Source organism: Moorena bouillonii PNG, assembly GCF_001942495.1.
In the GTDB taxonomy this organism is placed as follows: Bacteria; Cyanobacteriota; Cyanobacteriia; order Cyanobacteriales; family Coleofasciculaceae; genus Moorena; species Moorena bouillonii.
In genome coordinates this window covers 1,557,724-1,573,738 of sequence record NZ_MKZS01000001.1, presented here as the reverse complement: position 1 = coordinate 1,573,738, position 16,015 = coordinate 1,557,724, and the positions used below count along the sequence as shown (strand labels likewise).

The following is a 16,015-nucleotide window of genomic DNA, read 5'->3' as shown; positions in this document are numbered from 1 at the left end:
CATGTTTTTTACACTGTCTACTTATTCAAGATCATGTTTATCTAGAACATTAATTATTTTTTTGTTATGATTTGATAATAACACGGTGCAAGAAAACTGTCAATACATAGATGCTCCTTTGGAGCCTTCAGTTGCGAACAAAAAAAAGCCGTCGAACGAAGGACGGGGCGCGATTACCCAAAATTTTTGGTAAAGGATGGAAACGTTATGGAAACCGTAGAGCAGAAACGGGCAGTCGAAATCTTGTCGGAGCGCCTGGGTAAAACCCAGGACTATCTTTGACATTGCTGCTCTGAATGCCAAAATTGAAGATTTAGAGCAGCTGGCAGCTCAACCGGATTTTTGGGATGATCAAAAGTCTGCTCAACAGACCCTTCAACAACTCAACGACCTAAAATCTAACCTCCAACGGTATCAACAGTGGCAATCAAGTTTGGAAGACACTAAAGCGATCTTGGAGTTGCTAGAACTAGAAACCGATGAGGCACTGCTTGCAGAAGCTCAAACCAACTTGACTCAGCTGAATAAAGAACTGGATCGCTGGGAGTTGGAACAGCTGTTATCTGGTACCTACGACGCATTAGGTGCTGTGCTCACCATCAATGCAGGGGCTGGTGGAACCGATGCCCAAGATTGGGCTGACATATTACTGCGCATGTACACCCGTTGGGCAGAGAACCATGGTTATAAAGCCCACCTAGCGGAAATTTCCCCAGGGGATGAAGCTGGGATTAAGTCTGCCACTCTGGAAATAGACGGACTCCGCGCCTATGGTTACCTAAAAGCGGAGAAAGGTACTCATCGACTGGTTAGAATTTCCCCGTTTAATGCTAACGGTAAGCGACAGACTAGTTTTGCTGGAGTAGAAGTGATGCCTGCGGTGGATAATACCGTTGAGCTGGAAATCCCCGAGAAGGATTTAGAAATTACCACCTCCCGTGCTGGTGGTAAGGGAGGACAAAACGTCAATAAGGTAGAAACTGCCGTGCGGATTGTCCATATTCCTACCGGCCTGGCTGTGCGCTGTACTCAGGAGCGTTCTCAATTGCAAAACAAAGAAAAAGCCTTAGTACTGCTGAAAGCTAAGCTACTGGTGATTGCTGAGGAGCAACGAGCTCAAGAAATTGCCGAAATTCGAGGGGACATGGTGGAAGCCGCTTGGGGAAACCAAATTAGAAATTATGTCTTTCATCCTTACCAGATGGTGAAAGATCTACGCACTAGTCTCGAAACCACAGCAGTTAATGATGTCGTTGATGGTAATATTGACTTATTCATTGAAGCGTATCTGCGTCAAGAAAATCAGTTAACGAACTAATCACTAATGACCAATCATTAGTGATTCTCAAAGTTGGTTGATTATTACTGATAAATAGTCAGTGGTCAAGTTTCAAGTAAGCAGGAATTAGGCAAAATTTAGCAACAAACTCGCCTTGTCTTGATGCAGTCGCTCATGGGGGAAACCCCCGCAGGTCGGCGCTGCATCGCTAGGTTTAGGGTGCATTGATAAAGCAGGCTACAGCTAGAGTTTCTGAGTAAATCCTGGTAAAAATTGTTAAGTCTGCTGTTAGATTAAAATCAGACAATCAATTATTACATAGAGTACTTGTGTTCGATGAGCAACCCACCTTCACAAACCCAACAGCCAGAACAAGGTCTGGATACAACTACAGCCCCAGCCGATAGCGGTTCAAGTGAACCCAAGCCTAGTTACACCAAGTTGGCCATGCGCAATATGGTGCGTAAGGGAGGTAAATCCCTGAGGCACTTTTTCCTCACAGTTTCTGGTTTATTGGCCTTAATGGTGGGTCTTGCCTACCTAACTCGTTAGCTAAAGAGTTTGTTAAGTCAGTTTAACTTACTGGTGACCCCTATCTCAAAAGAGATAGCAAAGGTAAGGGAACAGTAAGCATAGTCCTAGAACCAGGGTTAAGCAAGACCAGACCTAGCCAATCGGCTAGGTAATCCCAGTAGGTTACCCTACTGGTAGCCAAGCCTTTTGGAGACCCTGAGTGTGAAGTTTGAATTGAGTGTACAAGATTGTTTCTATAATCGCTCCCATTCCGCTGAAACCATTACTAACCAATCAGGCGGCCCAATTTCCCTCCACACTTGGGAAAGCTGGTTTGACCAATGGCTAGTTGCCCTTGAACTGAATTTACCGGAGGCGAAGAGCTACGAATTGAGTCTTCGCCTTACCGACAATAGTGAAATTCAGGCACTTAATTCCCAGTACCGAAAAAAAAATCAGCCTACAGATGTACTTGCTTTTGCAGCTTTAGAGGTAAACTCTCCTAAGTTATCACCCCAAAAGCAATTATCGGTGCCTATATACTTGGGTGATATCGTGATTTCGGTAGATACTGCTGTTCAACAGGCTAAACAGCAGGGGCATTCTCTATCCACGGAACTAGCCTGGCTGGCAACCCATGGTTTACTTCACCTTCTAGGATGGGATCATCCGGATGAGGAAAGTCTAGTGAGAATGCTGGATCAGCAGGAGACTCTACTTCAGAGGGTAGGTCTTTCAAATGATTCCTAGAAGTCTGCTGTGCTTTTCAGTATATCCCTAAAGGTTAATCCTCCTACCCCATATGGGAAAGATTAAGGTATACCCAAGACCTATCCCTGAACCCATAAATGGTGTTACCAAAGGCCGAATCTTATCAAACTCAGTTTCTCGTGTCTAATACCTTGCCAATGACTCAAGAGCTATCTATACCAGTACCCCAATACTCTGACTCCAAAGTCAAACCTAACCGAGATTTGGCTTGGCGAATTGCTCCGACATTAATGATTAGCTTCAAATATGCCTGGGCTGGGGTTCGCTATGCCTTTCTCTCCCAACGTAACTTCCGGATCCATACAGTCATTGGCATTATAGCCATTACCTTGGGCATTTTTTTACAAATACCCCTGGTAGAACTGGCTGTGATTGGACTAACCACTGGGCTAGTCATGGCTATGGAGATGTTAAATACAGCTATTGAATCAGTCGTAGATCTAACTGTTAAACAGACGTACCATGAACTTGCTAAAATTGCTAAAGATTGTGCGGCTGGTGCAGTGCTGATCTCAGCGATAACTGCTATTTTTGTAGCCGGTTCCCTGCTACTGCCACCCCTAATCAGTAGAATTGAGTCAGTTTTGGGCTAAACACCCAATTAGACTATACAATATGCGACTATACGATGAAAGTATATGACTGGATTGTCGTTGGTGGTGGCATTACTGGAGCAGCACTTGGGTACGAATTGTGTCGCCAGGGTTTGAGTGTTCTGATTTTGGAGCAACATCCTACCCTAGAGGGAGCAACTCGCTATAGCTATGGTGGTCTTGCCTATTGGTCAGGAACATCAAGGTTAACTCGAGTGCTATGTCAGGAAGCTAGAGAAATTTATCAAAGTTTATCTGAGCAATTAGAAACAGATACCCAGTTCCGGGAATTAGACTTATTGCTGACCATTGACCTTAAGGATGACTCTGAGCAATTGGCAGCAGATTATGCCCGTTTTGCTACTCCCCCAACTTGGGTGAGTGTAGAGGACGCTTGTGCCATCGAACCCCTACTCAATCAAAATGCGATCGCAGGAGCGTTTACTGTCCGTCACGGGCATATCCATCCAGGAAAGACTACCCAAGGTTACCTGAACGCTTTCCGCCGTTGTGGGGGGGAAATCCAAATTGGTCGTGTGGTGGAACTGGTAAGGAGTTCAGATGCTATAAAGGCAGTCAAAACAGTAGCCGCCACCTACCACACGGCTAACACGGTTGTCTGTGCTGGTGGACTCAGTCGCACCTTACTGAAAGCTTCCGGAATTCCTGTCTACTTGTATTTCACCCATGAGCAGATGATTGAAACTCCCAGAGTTGACATCAACCTGCAGACAATGGTTATTCCAGCAGATACAAAAAGGTTTCAACTGGAACAGCAAGCCAGTACTAAGTCAGTTGAACACTTGTGGGATGAGCCTGGTCATGAGGTAATACGACCCATTCTTGATGCAGGTGCAGTGCAGTTTTTAGATGGCAGTTTACGGATGGGTCAGCTGAGCCGTGTACTGACAGACCCCTACGCCACTATAGCGCCAGAGAAAGGGGAAGGGGAAATTCGTACCCAAGTGGGTAAAATTCTACCAGCTCTTGAGAAATTACCAGGAACCTGGCATCATTGTTTAGTAGCATTCAGCAACACTAGTCTGCCAGTGGTGGGTTCCGTAAGTGGTGTGGAAGGAGTTTATATATTTTCTGGTTTTACTAACCCGCTAGTATGTGTGCCACCCCTAGCCAAGCGCTTTGCTAATTGGGTTCAAGGACAAGAGGATGAAATCATCGCCAAACTTTCCCCCCCCAATTAACAAAGTATTATGTTAAGTTAAGCTAGGTTAAACCTTATTAAGAGTCTGTTGGTGACCGAGCCATAGTCTCAGTCAAATTACCAGTACAGTGTGCCAGTGCAGTGTGCCAGTGCAGTGTGCCAGTACAGTGGCTCCATAATCGCTCAAGCGTGATCGTCAGGGCGAATCTGTCCAAGTTCTGGAACAGAGCTAGGGTCAAAGAAGTATTAGACTGACCACCAAGTTGGGTTAATGCTCACAGGCAGATACACATTTGATCTGCATAATAATTTAAGCAACGGATATTTTGTTGACACCATAGTACTGTTTACTTGTCTTGGGTTAAAGCTCAACAGTCAACAATCAGCAAGTTAAATGTTCATTAAGATAAACAATGGCTGTCGGTGTCTGACTCAACGTGGAAGCGACGGTCTACCCCTTAGCTGGTGAGGGAAGCTAAGTAATTAGCTCGTGCTAACAAGCGAGTTATGAGCCTAAACTAGTTATGAACCTACAGGTGATGGCAATCCCCTCCCCTCAACCCAATCGGCTGTAATAGGGGTCTTCTGCCAAGAACTAATGACAATACTGGAATTACAGTTAAGGGATTATGACAAAAACTCGCTCTAAGTGGCAGCTTGTGGTGGTAGGGATTTTGCTACTGCTTACTCTTCAGTATGTGCTGTGGCGATCGCTGTTTACCCTCAATCTGGATACCATGGTCAATGGCGTCTTTAGCTTGGGGTTATTACTAGCGGAAATACTGAGGCTAGCTGGTAGCACCATTCAGCTGTTTTTCTTGTCCCAGATAAAAGATAGAAGTCGGGAAGCTGATTGGGGTGAATTATCGGTTATTAGTGGTCGTTTTACCCCTTCTGTTGACATCCTGATTCCTAGCTATAATGAACATCCCTCTATACTAAGACGAACAATTATTGGTTGTCAAGCTTTAGAGTATACAAGAAAAACGATCTATCTTCTGGATGATACTAGACGTCCTGAGATGAAAAAACTTGCAGCTGAGCTAGGGTGCGAGTATATTACGCGACCAAATAATCTTAATGCTAAAGCAGGTAATTTAAACAATGCCCTTCCTCAAACCTCTGGGGATTTAATTGCTGTATTTGATGCTGATTTTATTCCTACTAGGAACTTCCTCAAGCGGACTGTGGGTTTCTTTAAGGATAAGGAAGTCGCTCTAGTTCAGACTCCCCAAAGCTACTATAATCCCGATCCGGTTGCCTATAATTTAGGTTTAGAAAAAATTCTGACCGCAGAAGAAGAATTATTTTATCGACACATTCAACCAATTCGGGATACCACAAATAGTATTGTGTGTTGTGGCACGTCTTTTGTGGTCAGGCGCAGCGCAATCTTAAGTATTGGTGGCTTTTTTACCGATTCCATCGCTGAAGATTACTATACTGGTGTTTGTTTATCGGCTCTTGGCTATAAGTTAATTTATCTTGATGAAAAATTAAGTGCTGGCTTGGCAGCAGAGAATATAGCAAGTCATGTATCTCAGCGGCTAAGATGGGCACAAGGTACCTTACAGGGACTTTTTCTAGAGGCAAATCCATTAAGAATTCCTGGACTTACTAATCTCCAAAGACTAGTTCATTTAGATGGGTTGCTTTATTGGTTTACTAGCTGGTCACGAATTTATTTTCTAATTGTTCCCATAGCGTATACATTTTTCGGGATTATTCCCTTTAAAGCAACAGCTACTGAAGTATTGTGTTTCTTAGTTCCTTTCTATTTGCTACAGTTTTCTGTATTCTCGTGGATAAACTGCCGCTCTCGCTCCGCTTTCATGTCAGATATTTATTCAGTAGTGTCATGTTTTCCGATTGGATTAACGGTGTTGCAGACAATGCTGAATCCTTTCTCGAAAGGATTTAAAGTAACCCCGAAAGGAATATCTCGGGAAAGTTTTAATTACAACTGGCAGTTAGCATCGCCGCTGATTATTGTATTCATTGCTACAGCAATTAGTTTTGGGTTTAATCTGACCGAATTATTGATACCAGCCAGCAGTTTGCCATCCCTAGAAACAGCCCAACTTACCCAAAGCATCAGCTTAGCTTGGATTTGGAGTGGCTACAATCTTCTGGTGCTGAGTATCGCCTTACTAATCCTTCTGGATTCTCCTAATCCCAATACTGACGAATGGTTTGACTTACGTAAAGTGGTGCGAATAAATATAGGAGGTCAAACCTATTGGGGCATCACTAAGTGGATTTCCCAAGTAGGTGCTCAAATCAAGCTGACTGAGAAGCTATCTATCTCCCTTAAAGACAATATCAAAGTAAGTCTGAAAATAATGGGAGAGAACTTACGACTACCAGGAAAGATTACTCACACAGACATCACGAGTGAAAACCCCACTCTCCAAATAGGATTTAATCAGCAGATGAGTTTACCCCAGACACGGTGTTTAATTGAAATGCTGTTTTGTGGTGTGGGTCAGTGGAAACCTTGTGATACGCCTGGAGAATTCAGCATGCTGTGGCTTTTATTAAAAAGTTTCCTGCAGCCCAGATTTGTGTTTAACCGTAATCCAAACCCCAGCACAATTAGCTCCACTGAGCTACCAAGCTCTAACCTTACCAAACTCAATGGTGAAATGCCTGTGGTAGCACCAGCACCACAGGCGATGGCAACTGTTGCTGATTTCCAAGAGGACAATAGCTCCCAAACCCTGCTCAAACCTATTTCACTAGTAGCTCAGCCTAGGGTAAAACCTCCTAGTGTTGCTCAAACAGTCGGTGAAGAAGTGGCGATCAAGGTGGCAATACCAATGAATCCAGAACTAAACTCCCAGGTGGAGGCTAGCGCTCATTGGGAAGCCGAAGGTGAAGCCGTTGTGATCAAAGTAGCGATACCCAATGAACTAATCCAGAACTAGATTGCCAGCAAAATGCGATTGACCTTGGCCTACGGCCAAACGCTAGTCACGCTTCGCTTCCGCGCTTTTGCGATTGACCTTTGGTCACGCTTCCCGATTGGCCTATGGCCACGCTAAAAGCGATTGACCTTTGGTCACGCTTTCGCCTACGGCCGACGCTGCACGAACGCGATTGGCCTATGGCCACGCTTTCGCCTACGGCCGACGCTGCGCGAACGCGATTGACCTATGGCCACCCTTCGCGATCGCTAATTCAACAATGACTCAAGAGCGGCTATGCTAGCAAAAAAGTGGATTGAGCCAAAGGCGATCTAAAGGGATGACTCCTACCGATTTATTGATTTTTGCTGGTTCCGGTTTATTAGCAGGTATTCTTGCCGGATTTCTTGGCATTGGTGGCGGTGTAGTGCTCGTCCCCTTGTTAGTGGCATTAGGATATCAACCAGTTCAAGCGGCGGCTACCAGTAGTCTGTCGATTGTGATTACAGCTACCTCTGGTACGCTGCAAAACTGGCGGATGGGCTACTTTGATCTAAAAAGTGTAATTGGCATTGGATTTCCAGCTCTAATCACAGCACAAATTGGTGCCTATCTAGCTGACCTCTTCCCTCCTTACTTGTTACTGGTAGCTTTTGGGATACTGCTACTGGTTACGATATATTTGATCCAACTACGTAAACAGCTTAAGTCTAAAGCGGAACAGGAATCTCAAAGAGCACTAAACAACACAGGTTCTTCAAACTCTTCCACCAAAGCTACTGTAGCCAGGATAGCGACAGGTGCTTTGGCTGGCTTATTAGCTGGTCTATTTGGTATTGGTGGGGGAACAATTATGGTTCCACTCCAAATGTTGCTCCTAGGAGAACCGATTAAAACTGCGATTCAGACAAGTCTAGGGGTAATCGTCATTACAGCAGTTTCAGCCTCTGCAGGACATGCCTTACAGGGAAATGTCTTATGGATTGAGGGACTGCTGCTGGGTATAGGAGGCTTTTTGGGAGCGCAAATTAGTACTCGCTTTTTGCCAAAGTTACCAGACCAAGTGGTGAGCAATGGATTTCGCACGCTGTTGTTTTCCCTATCAATTTATATGTTTTGGCAGGCATGGCAGAGTTACGGTGGTTGAGAGTCTTTATCTACTTGATTAGACTTCGCCGCAGTTGTCGGGAATAGGAAACCGCTAACAGGGAACAGAAGTCAGAAGTCAGAAGTCAGAAGTCAGAAGTCAGAAGTCAGAAGTCAGAAGTCAAACTCTTGCGCTTACTTAGGTTTGAGACTTTTGTCATCTCCGCGCCTGCCCTGGCGACTGCTATAAATACATATCAATTTCGCAAGAGCAGGACTTACGCAAAACTGGGCATTAAATGCGCTTATGTAGTAGTAGGGTGCGTTATTAACGCACCCTACAGATAAAGTCACTGGGTAAGTCTTGTTATGGTTTGTCAATAACCAAGAACGTTTGTGTAGGAACTCAGCTCTAGGTGAAACCGCCAGCCCAAATATATCGCCCCGGCTGGACTCGTTTCCAGCCTTTAGATTCACATCCTTTAGTTAAGGTGTTACTAATGGATTTACGGGCTACATTTTTCTTCTTTGGATCCAAACCTTTAGGATAAAGCACGTCCAAAACATCTGCAGCACTCATGATCTGTGGATAGTGTTCTCTTAAAACAGAAGCCACTAGCTCATATAACGTCATATACTTTAATTGCTCTAACTTAGGTAGCGGAGAAGGCCGACGAGCTTTGCTCTTGGCAGGCTTTCTCTGAGGTTTATTGGTAGAAACTAAATCGGGCAAATCTTGAAGAGAAAAGGTGTAGCAACCTGGAGAGTCAGGGACAGAGTGCCATAACCCCTGGCTCTCTCCTTTCAACAAGATGGATTTGACCAGAGAAGTTTTCGAGGCAATATCATCTTTGTCCAGCTCTCCAAACAGCTCCCTGATCAGGTAATCAACGTGGAGGATCGTACCCCTGTGACTTTCCAGGAGTCGGTCAATGGCTTCTGTAATCCTCTGCTCCTGGTAATCGAGTTGTTGTTTGAGTGCTAATGGTGACTCCTCTAATTCAGTTTCAGTGGAGAAGTCTGCGGGCAATTCAGCTACTGGCGTGGTGAGGTAGTATTTTTCCTGCTGGTTGTGGTTGCGATTTCCAGGAGGCAGGAACTTGTTGGAATTGTTTTCTGGTAGAGCTAATGCATTGGTATTTAGCAAAGCTTTAGCATGGTTAAGCTGTTCTCTTGCAACTGTGGCAGCTTGTTCATGATACTCCACCATTTGTCGGTAGTAATCAACCAAATCTGCTAGCATGTTTTGACTTTGCGATGGTAGCGATGGCTGTGATGGAACATAAGACATCTACTTTCTTCCCCCAGATTCGTTAGCGTGTTGATAGCGAAGACACTTTCTGGCTACTCCTTTGCAGCAATTTCCATACTTGGGACAACAGGTAGCATAAGTCTCCCTCTCTGCAGGCGAATTGCAGTAGTGGCAAATGAACTTGTAAACCCGTGTATGGATAGTACGCCTGTGGGCTCTTACTTTGTATTCTCGAACAAAAACTTCTTTACTGGGCATGATTGTTTATATAATTTACTCCTTAAAGATTAGCAATGGCTTCCTGATAAGTGAAAGGAAGCGAATTAACACTGCTTGTGTGTTCTTTTTTAACTCTCGGGCAGCGTCAAGCACGGGGGATTCTGCGCAGAAGGCGATGGCGGATGAAACTGGAAGCCTCAACCATAATCTTCGATTTGGTTGTAGGTACTTCACATAACTGCCATAGCAACGGGAGGAGGAGTAATACCTTTGACTCCAATTTGATCTAACATCCTCACACAATAACTGCAAGCTTTACAATAGGGAACTCCCGCCAGATTCCTCTGGAAAAACGGCAGCTGATGGCATCGATTCTGATTGGCTCTTTGACCCAATGCTCACAAAACTCCATCGCGGCTACTCACATCTGTCGAGACCAAGTCATTTTCTCTAAGTAGAAAGTCATGGTCGATAAGCTAAATGCGCGCTCGGTGTCTAGTGATAGACTATTCCATATCTAGTCTAGGTTTGACCTTAAGCAGTGTGCCATTTTCCCTGGTGTTAATTGAATTGTGTGATCAACAATTACCTGTTTAGTCTCCATCGCCTTTTGTTTCACCTCCTCTGGCAGCTTATTGCCAAATTTTCCTAAATATAGAATCTATGGTTGCTCAAATCCTAGAGTATAGACTTTTTTTTCCTCCCTTTTTGTAATGGGTAATCAGTAATGGTCGTAGGATGACCGAAAACCGCTGAGCCAATCACCCAACAATCCGATGTGGCATCTCTTTTCAAGAAAGGGTATCAGAATCGGCTCTTCCTCTGGCTCCCCCATCCGAAGTTCCTAACAGAGCATATAACCCCCTTCGCTTTCGCATGCTACTGCGCACGGGATCCGCGCTTCACGTCTATGGGTCGCAAGCGGTTTATCAAAAAACTGCTATTGTTCATCCCTAACAATTACAACCAGATTAAGAACTAACAATTACTATTGACCAATCCCAAGAATGGATTAGATTGTAAACCACTAACTTATCTAAACTTTCCCTACCTATTTGGATAAGCAAACTGATTAAAATTGATAAAATATTACTCGTCAAGTCGCGCTTACTGCAGGTCACGCTGCTTAACGCGCTCCAATTCAAAATTCAAAATTATTAATTCAAAATGACAATCAGTAGGGGCTTCCGCCACTGATTGAAGACCAATGAATAAAATTCATTGGGGGCTTGTACCCAGAATTAATTAATTCAAAATTTATAATTTTATTTATTTTGAAGTTTGAATTTTTAATTTTAAATTACCCAAAGGGTTCAGCTATCAGTTAACACACTGGGTTTCCTCAAACAACCCTTATTCTAAAAATATAACCGCTCCAATAAATGCTAATTTTCCAAAATTTACGCATAAAAAAACATGGATTACATTTATATAAAATCAAAAGTATTTATAAATACTTTAAAAGTATTTTTTTTTTCTTTTTGTTAATTAACGTTGTTTTTATAGTAGCCAATAGATTTAAAAATAGTTTTATTTATTTTTTAGATGAACGCTTTAGTATTTGTTTAAATAATTGGTAGATTGACTTGATAGTATTTTTTTTATTTGCGTCTATTTTTGGCTGCTGAGATTTATTTTTTTCAAGTTTTATTACCAATTCTAAAGCTTCTTTATTTTGATTGATTTCTTCCACAACTATTTTTCGTTCCTGTTCAGGATCTGTTATTGCTGCTTGAACCTCTTTTCTTAACTTAAGTTGTTTAGTATTGTTATACAAGGGGATAGGGTTAATCCCATATACCATTAGGATTTGAATATTTTTTCTGGCGGCCATGAATTTTTTGCTAGCGGCTACTATGCCTCTACTTAGACAAAAGGAAGCTATGGAAAAAATTATGGCTACAACAAAAGCAATAACGGGTATTAACTGATCTACTGATCCTGCTTCGTTGCTGACTAATACGGCTTGGAAATTCAAAAATATATCTCCTAATAGTAGCAGCCAAATTATAGATAATCCATTAGTTAATGGTAAAGGGATCTTAATTTTTTTGCTAAGAATTCCAGACTCATCTACTATAGAGGTTATGGGTAAAGCACCTGTTACCAATAAACTGAGTAAATTTTTAGTCTCAATCCCAAATATTTGATCACCCTTGGACAGAGCAAGTCTTTCCCCAAAGGAGTAATCTAATAGAGCAAACTGTCCAAAACTAGAAATGATTAACAGTGCTGAAAATATCAAAATTATTAGGACTTGAAGTCTTTTTTCTCGGCTATACCAATCTTCAAGCTTTTCACGCTCTTTCGGCTTTTCGATATAGTTTTCAGACTTGGTAGCTGCTGGGTCAAATTCAGTCATATCTGATCACATTTTTAGTTTACTCTTTTGCAATTAAGCATTTGGAGCCTATACCTTTGGTTTAACCTCTAATTTTTCCTGCAAATCTCCAAAATTATATTAGTGTAAAACGTTATATTTTTTTGAAATCATCCGGTATTTTGCAATAGGTATCTTCTGAACTAGGAGTATATTTTTCGAGGTATTCCTCATTCAGTATTGACTCAAAGTAATTATCAAGATTAATCCCACCTATATCATCTATCTGGTTTAATTCTTGTTGAATTTTATGGTCAACAGTTTTACCATCCCGAAATGCCTTACTTGCTTGAAGGTTTCTCCTATCCTTTTGTCTTAAAATTTCTTTTAAATTTGGATAATTTTTGAGCTTAAAATAATAAATTCCTTCAAATAAGTCCCAGGTGTAAACGTTAAGGTTAACATTGGGTTGAGCATCTTTGATTTCAAAGGGTAACGAAACGATTAAAATAACACTTTTAATTTTAGGATCACGAATTTGGAGATTTCTTTCCAGACTTAAATTTAAAACTTGTTGCTCATCTTCCCGAGACCATTTCCAAGCTAAGCAACTAGCTTTTTTATAAACCCATCCCTCTTTATAGTTATCAATGCGTCTGATATAAAAACTTTTAGCTTGATGAGAAAATGTCAATAATGTTATAATATTGGGAGTATATCTCTGATCTAGTAAACTATAGCTATCTTTAATTTCTGGTTTTGAGTTGACAGGAACTCTCAAGACAAGCTTTTGAGGTGAGCATTCTTGATTGCCAAAAATTTCGTTATAGATAGGTTCATTAGACTGCACACTTATACTTCGAGCTTCTTCAGTTTGAATGAGACAGGGAGTAATTTTAGGGGTACAGGATTGTAGCCCGATACTATTTAAGATAAGAGTGACAATAATTCCTAGGTAGCGGTGCGACCCCGGCGAGATGCCCTCGCCATGGGAACGCGCACCAAGACATCGGAAGAGTTTATTCATGCGAAACTGTACCATGAAATGACTTAAAATATGCTGTGGGCTAGCACTTTTTAGTTGAGCGTTCATGCCTACAGGATCACCTAAGGCATCTTTTGCCAACCTGGAGCGATATACGATGGAAAGGGTATGCGATCGCGTTAGATACATCTCACTAATGATCTTCTAAGGTCACCGCAGACTTCCGGATTGTTGGCAAAATTAGCATGTTTGTCGTTTGTGCAACTCCTCTAATAGCAGTTCGAGCTCCTTAATGTCTACTTCCGCTTCTGCCGTGGGATTCCAACCTGATTGGATCTCTCAGTCAAAAATACCCTAGGTGGGCTCTTACCATTAAGAATTAAATTCCCGCGATTGTCGCTCCTCCAGCATTTGTGTCTGGGCAACCAGACTAGGATCATCTTGACTTCTAGCAAACTGCTCTACCAACTCGCTGCGACTGCTCTTCAAGCTTTTGGCCAATTTGTCTAGTTTCTTAATGCTGCTCGGCGTTAGCATGTTTGTTGACTAGGATTTTCTATTCTCCTTGTGTTATCTGTATGCTTCTCATTCCTTGGGCTAATCGCCTACACACCCAAGTTATATCAGAAGCTTATTTTAAGTATAGACACTTGATAACTTAATTAACATAATTACACCATGTATTGGAATTAAGTCTGTGGAATTAAGTCTGTAAGTAGCCTATCAGTCTATTCGATGAAGATGGGACTACAAAACTTTTTCTAAAATACAACAAGCAATTAATAGGAGTGCATCAATGAGCTATAAAGATGAACTATTTCCTTGGCGCATCATCCGCCATCTGCCTAAATGCCAGCGAATCGTTGTCGCTCGCTTTCGCCGCCGCAATCAAGCAGAAGCCCATCTGCAAGCACTGCGCTGCTTAATACCAGATGCTCGCTTCACCCTTATGTTCGACATCACACTAGATGACATTGTCCCAGCTATCGCTATGACACAGCACTCATCTCAACCAAATCATCAATAAAACCCAATCGTTAGATCTGATTACTGTTGGATTTGGCTCGATGAAACTACTTCAGAAGTTTCCCAAAACTAAGCGCAAAATTGCCAAACTTATCGCCATTTCTGAATCATAGATTGTCAAAATCTAGTTCTGGTCTTATATTCTGTTTTTCGAACGCCGAGACACAGTAGAAAAATTGCTCAGCAAGGGTTACTCTGGTAGAGTGAAAAAGCTCACTAAAGCGCGAACACCTACAGCAGTTGCGGGATGCCATCCAATCGGACTACAAAAATCTGCAACTACAAAAAGCACCACAAACCACATGACATCAGGGCTACGGCTTAATGTCATTTTTGAGCTTTCGTGGATTTTGGCGAAATCAAACAGAACCGACCTCAGCCACTGTGAATCAAAAACTTATCCTGATCTGGTATCGCAACGATTTACGGATCCATGACCATGAGCCACTCTATCAAGCTGTCCAGGAAAAAGCTCAAATTATCCCCCTGTACTGCTTTGATGACCGACAATTTGGTACTACCTCCTTTGGTTTCCCAAAAACCGGTGCATTTCGCGCTCAGTTTTTGCTCGAAAGTGTAGCGGACTTGCGGAATTCTTTGCGATCGCTTAACCCTGCCGATCTCGGGAAATCCGTTGGTAGTAATCTTGGTAGTAATTTAGTGGTGCGCCGGGGTTTACCGGAACAGATTATCCCATCTTTAGCAAAACAACTAGGAATCTCGGCAGTTTACTATCACGGGGAAGTCACCTCAGAAGAGTTAGCTGTCGAATCCGCCCTCAAAAAGGCGCTTTCTCAAATTGGCGTGAAAGTCAAGTCGTTTTGGGGCTCTACCCTATTCCACATCAATGAATTGCCCTTTGGTATTCCCCACATTCCCGAAGTATTTACCCAATTTCGCAAGCAGCTGGAGAAATCTTCCACAGTTTATCCCACCTTCCCCACTCCCAAAACTCTACCACCGTTACCTAAGGTAGATGTTGGTGAACTGCCTCAGTTAGCTGACTTGGGACTTGAGCCACCAGTCCCTGATCAACGGGCAGTGTTAAAGTTCAAAGGTGGGGAAGCAGCTGGACTAGCCAGACTAGATCACTACTTCTGGCAAAAAGACTGTCTTAAGCGTTACAAACAAACCCGAAATGGCATGTTGGGAGCAGATTACTCCTCCAAATTCTCCCCCTGGCTAGCGTTGGGTTGTCTATCACCTCGTTATATCTATCAACAGGTTCAGGAGTACGAAACACAACGGGTTAAAAACGATTCTACCTATTGGTTAGTCTTTGAGTTACTGTGGCGCGACTATTTCCGATTTATCTGTGCCAAGCATGGTAATCGAGTGTTTCGCCAATCTGGATTACAGGGAGTAAGCATACCATGGAAGGTGGACTGGAAGAGATTTGACCTGTGGACCGAGGGAATGACTGGTTTTCCCCTAGTGGATGCCAATATGCGGGAATTAAAAGCCACAGGCTTTATCTCCAATCGGGGTAGACAAAATGTTGCCAGTTTCCTGACCAAGAATCTGGGGATAAACTGGCAGATGGGAGCGGAGTGGTTTGAGTCGCTGTTGATTGACTATGATGTGTGTAGCAATTGGGGCAACTGGAACTACACAGCTGGGGTAGGCAATGATGCTCGTGGTTTTCGCTATTTTAATATTCAGAAACAATCCAAAGATTATGATCCCCAGGGAAAATACGTAAAACATTGGCTACCCGAACTTACTTCTGTCCCTGCTAGGAAAGTCCATGAACCCTGGACATTATCATCGGATGACCAAAAGCGCTATGGGCTAAGAATAGGGGTAGACTATCCTCAGCCTGTAGTGGATTTGTGGAAGTCGGTCAAGCAAAATGAGAAGGTATACAATGCTGCTCTTAGCCATCGGTCTTAGCCGTTGCTAA

General features: G+C 42.8%; 14 protein-coding genes. 10 read left to right on the top strand and 4 right to left on the bottom strand.

The features are described from left to right. Positions 1-207: 207 nt before the first annotated feature. From prfB to BJP37_RS06400, 8 genes are all read left to right on the top strand, one after another. Positions 208-1,318, top strand: a protein-coding gene (gene prfB, locus BJP37_RS06430) for a peptide chain release factor 2 (RefSeq protein ID WP_143727491.1) whose coding sequence is annotated in 2 segments (ribosomal slippage) — positions 208-279 and positions 281-1,318 — 1,110 coding nt in all. Because the reading frame shifts where the segments join, the coding sequence is not laid out codon by codon here. Between the two features lie 297 nt (positions 1,319-1,615). Further along, positions 1,616-1,831, top strand: coding sequence for a DUF3285 domain-containing protein (locus tag BJP37_RS06425; protein ID WP_198953971.1), 216 nt, complete (start codon positions 1,616-1,618; stop codon positions 1,829-1,831). Between the two features lie 183 nt (positions 1,832-2,014). Beyond that, entirely contained in the window at positions 2,015-2,542 is a 528-nt protein-coding gene (gene ybeY / locus BJP37_RS06420) for an rRNA maturation RNase YbeY (protein ID WP_075905817.1), read from the top strand. A gap of 98 nt (positions 2,543-2,640) precedes the next feature. Beyond that, a complete protein-coding gene (locus BJP37_RS06415) occupies positions 2,641-3,156 on the top strand; it encodes a diacylglycerol kinase (RefSeq protein WP_075897391.1) in 516 nt (171 codons plus the stop codon). A gap of 35 nt (positions 3,157-3,191) precedes the next feature. After that, the gene (locus BJP37_RS06410) at positions 3,192-4,358 is read left to right on the top strand and encodes an NAD(P)/FAD-dependent oxidoreductase (RefSeq protein WP_075897389.1); all 1,167 of its coding nucleotides are present in this window, start codon (positions 3,192-3,194) and stop codon (positions 4,356-4,358) included. A gap of 589 nt (positions 4,359-4,947) precedes the next feature. Beyond that, a complete protein-coding gene (locus BJP37_RS06405; RefSeq protein WP_075897387.1) occupies positions 4,948-7,245 on the top strand; it encodes a glycosyltransferase in 2,298 nt (765 codons plus the stop codon). 130 nt (positions 7,246-7,375) lie between these two features. Beyond that, positions 7,376-7,528: a hypothetical protein gene (locus BJP37_RS38655; RefSeq protein ID WP_158069456.1), complete on the top strand. Its 153-nt coding sequence runs from the start codon at positions 7,376-7,378 to the stop codon at positions 7,526-7,528. Between the two features lie 36 nt (positions 7,529-7,564). Beyond that, entirely contained in the window at positions 7,565-8,371 is an 807-nt protein-coding gene (locus BJP37_RS06400) for a sulfite exporter TauE/SafE family protein (protein WP_075897385.1), read from the top strand. 351 nt (positions 8,372-8,722) lie between these two features. On the opposite strand, the gene BJP37_RS06395 is transcribed toward BJP37_RS06400, so the two are convergent. From BJP37_RS06395 to BJP37_RS34255, 4 genes are all read right to left on the bottom strand, one after another. After that, a complete protein-coding gene (locus tag BJP37_RS06395; protein ID WP_075897383.1) occupies positions 8,723-9,601 on the bottom strand; it encodes a hypothetical protein in 879 nt (292 codons plus the stop codon). Between the two features lie 1,714 nt (positions 9,602-11,315). Further along, on the bottom strand, positions 11,316-12,143 hold the full coding sequence (locus BJP37_RS06385) for a hypothetical protein (RefSeq protein WP_075897379.1): 828 nt from the start codon (positions 12,141-12,143) through the stop codon (positions 11,316-11,318). A 112-nt stretch (positions 12,144-12,255) separates the two neighbouring features. Beyond that, positions 12,256-12,951 carry a hypothetical protein gene (locus BJP37_RS06380; protein ID WP_143727490.1) on the bottom strand — a complete coding sequence of 232 codons (696 nt, stop codon included), beginning with the start codon at positions 12,949-12,951 and terminating at the stop codon, positions 12,256-12,258. Positions 12,952-13,458: 507 nt separating this feature from the next. Next, a complete protein-coding gene (locus BJP37_RS34255; RefSeq protein ID WP_081431093.1) occupies positions 13,459-13,623 on the bottom strand; it encodes a ribbon-helix-helix protein, CopG family in 165 nt (54 codons plus the stop codon). A 259-nt stretch (positions 13,624-13,882) separates the two neighbouring features. On the opposite strand from BJP37_RS34255, the gene BJP37_RS06375 reads away from it, so the two are divergent. Both BJP37_RS06375 and BJP37_RS06370 read left to right on the top strand, forming a co-directional pair. After that, positions 13,883-14,113, top strand: coding sequence for a hypothetical protein (locus BJP37_RS06375; RefSeq protein ID WP_075897375.1), 231 nt, complete (start codon positions 13,883-13,885; stop codon positions 14,111-14,113). Between the two features lie 383 nt (positions 14,114-14,496). After that, positions 14,497-16,005, top strand: a complete 1,509-nt coding sequence (locus tag BJP37_RS06370) for a DASH family cryptochrome (RefSeq protein WP_075905815.1) — start codon at positions 14,497-14,499, stop codon at positions 16,003-16,005. Positions 16,006-16,015: the final 10 nt, after the last annotated feature.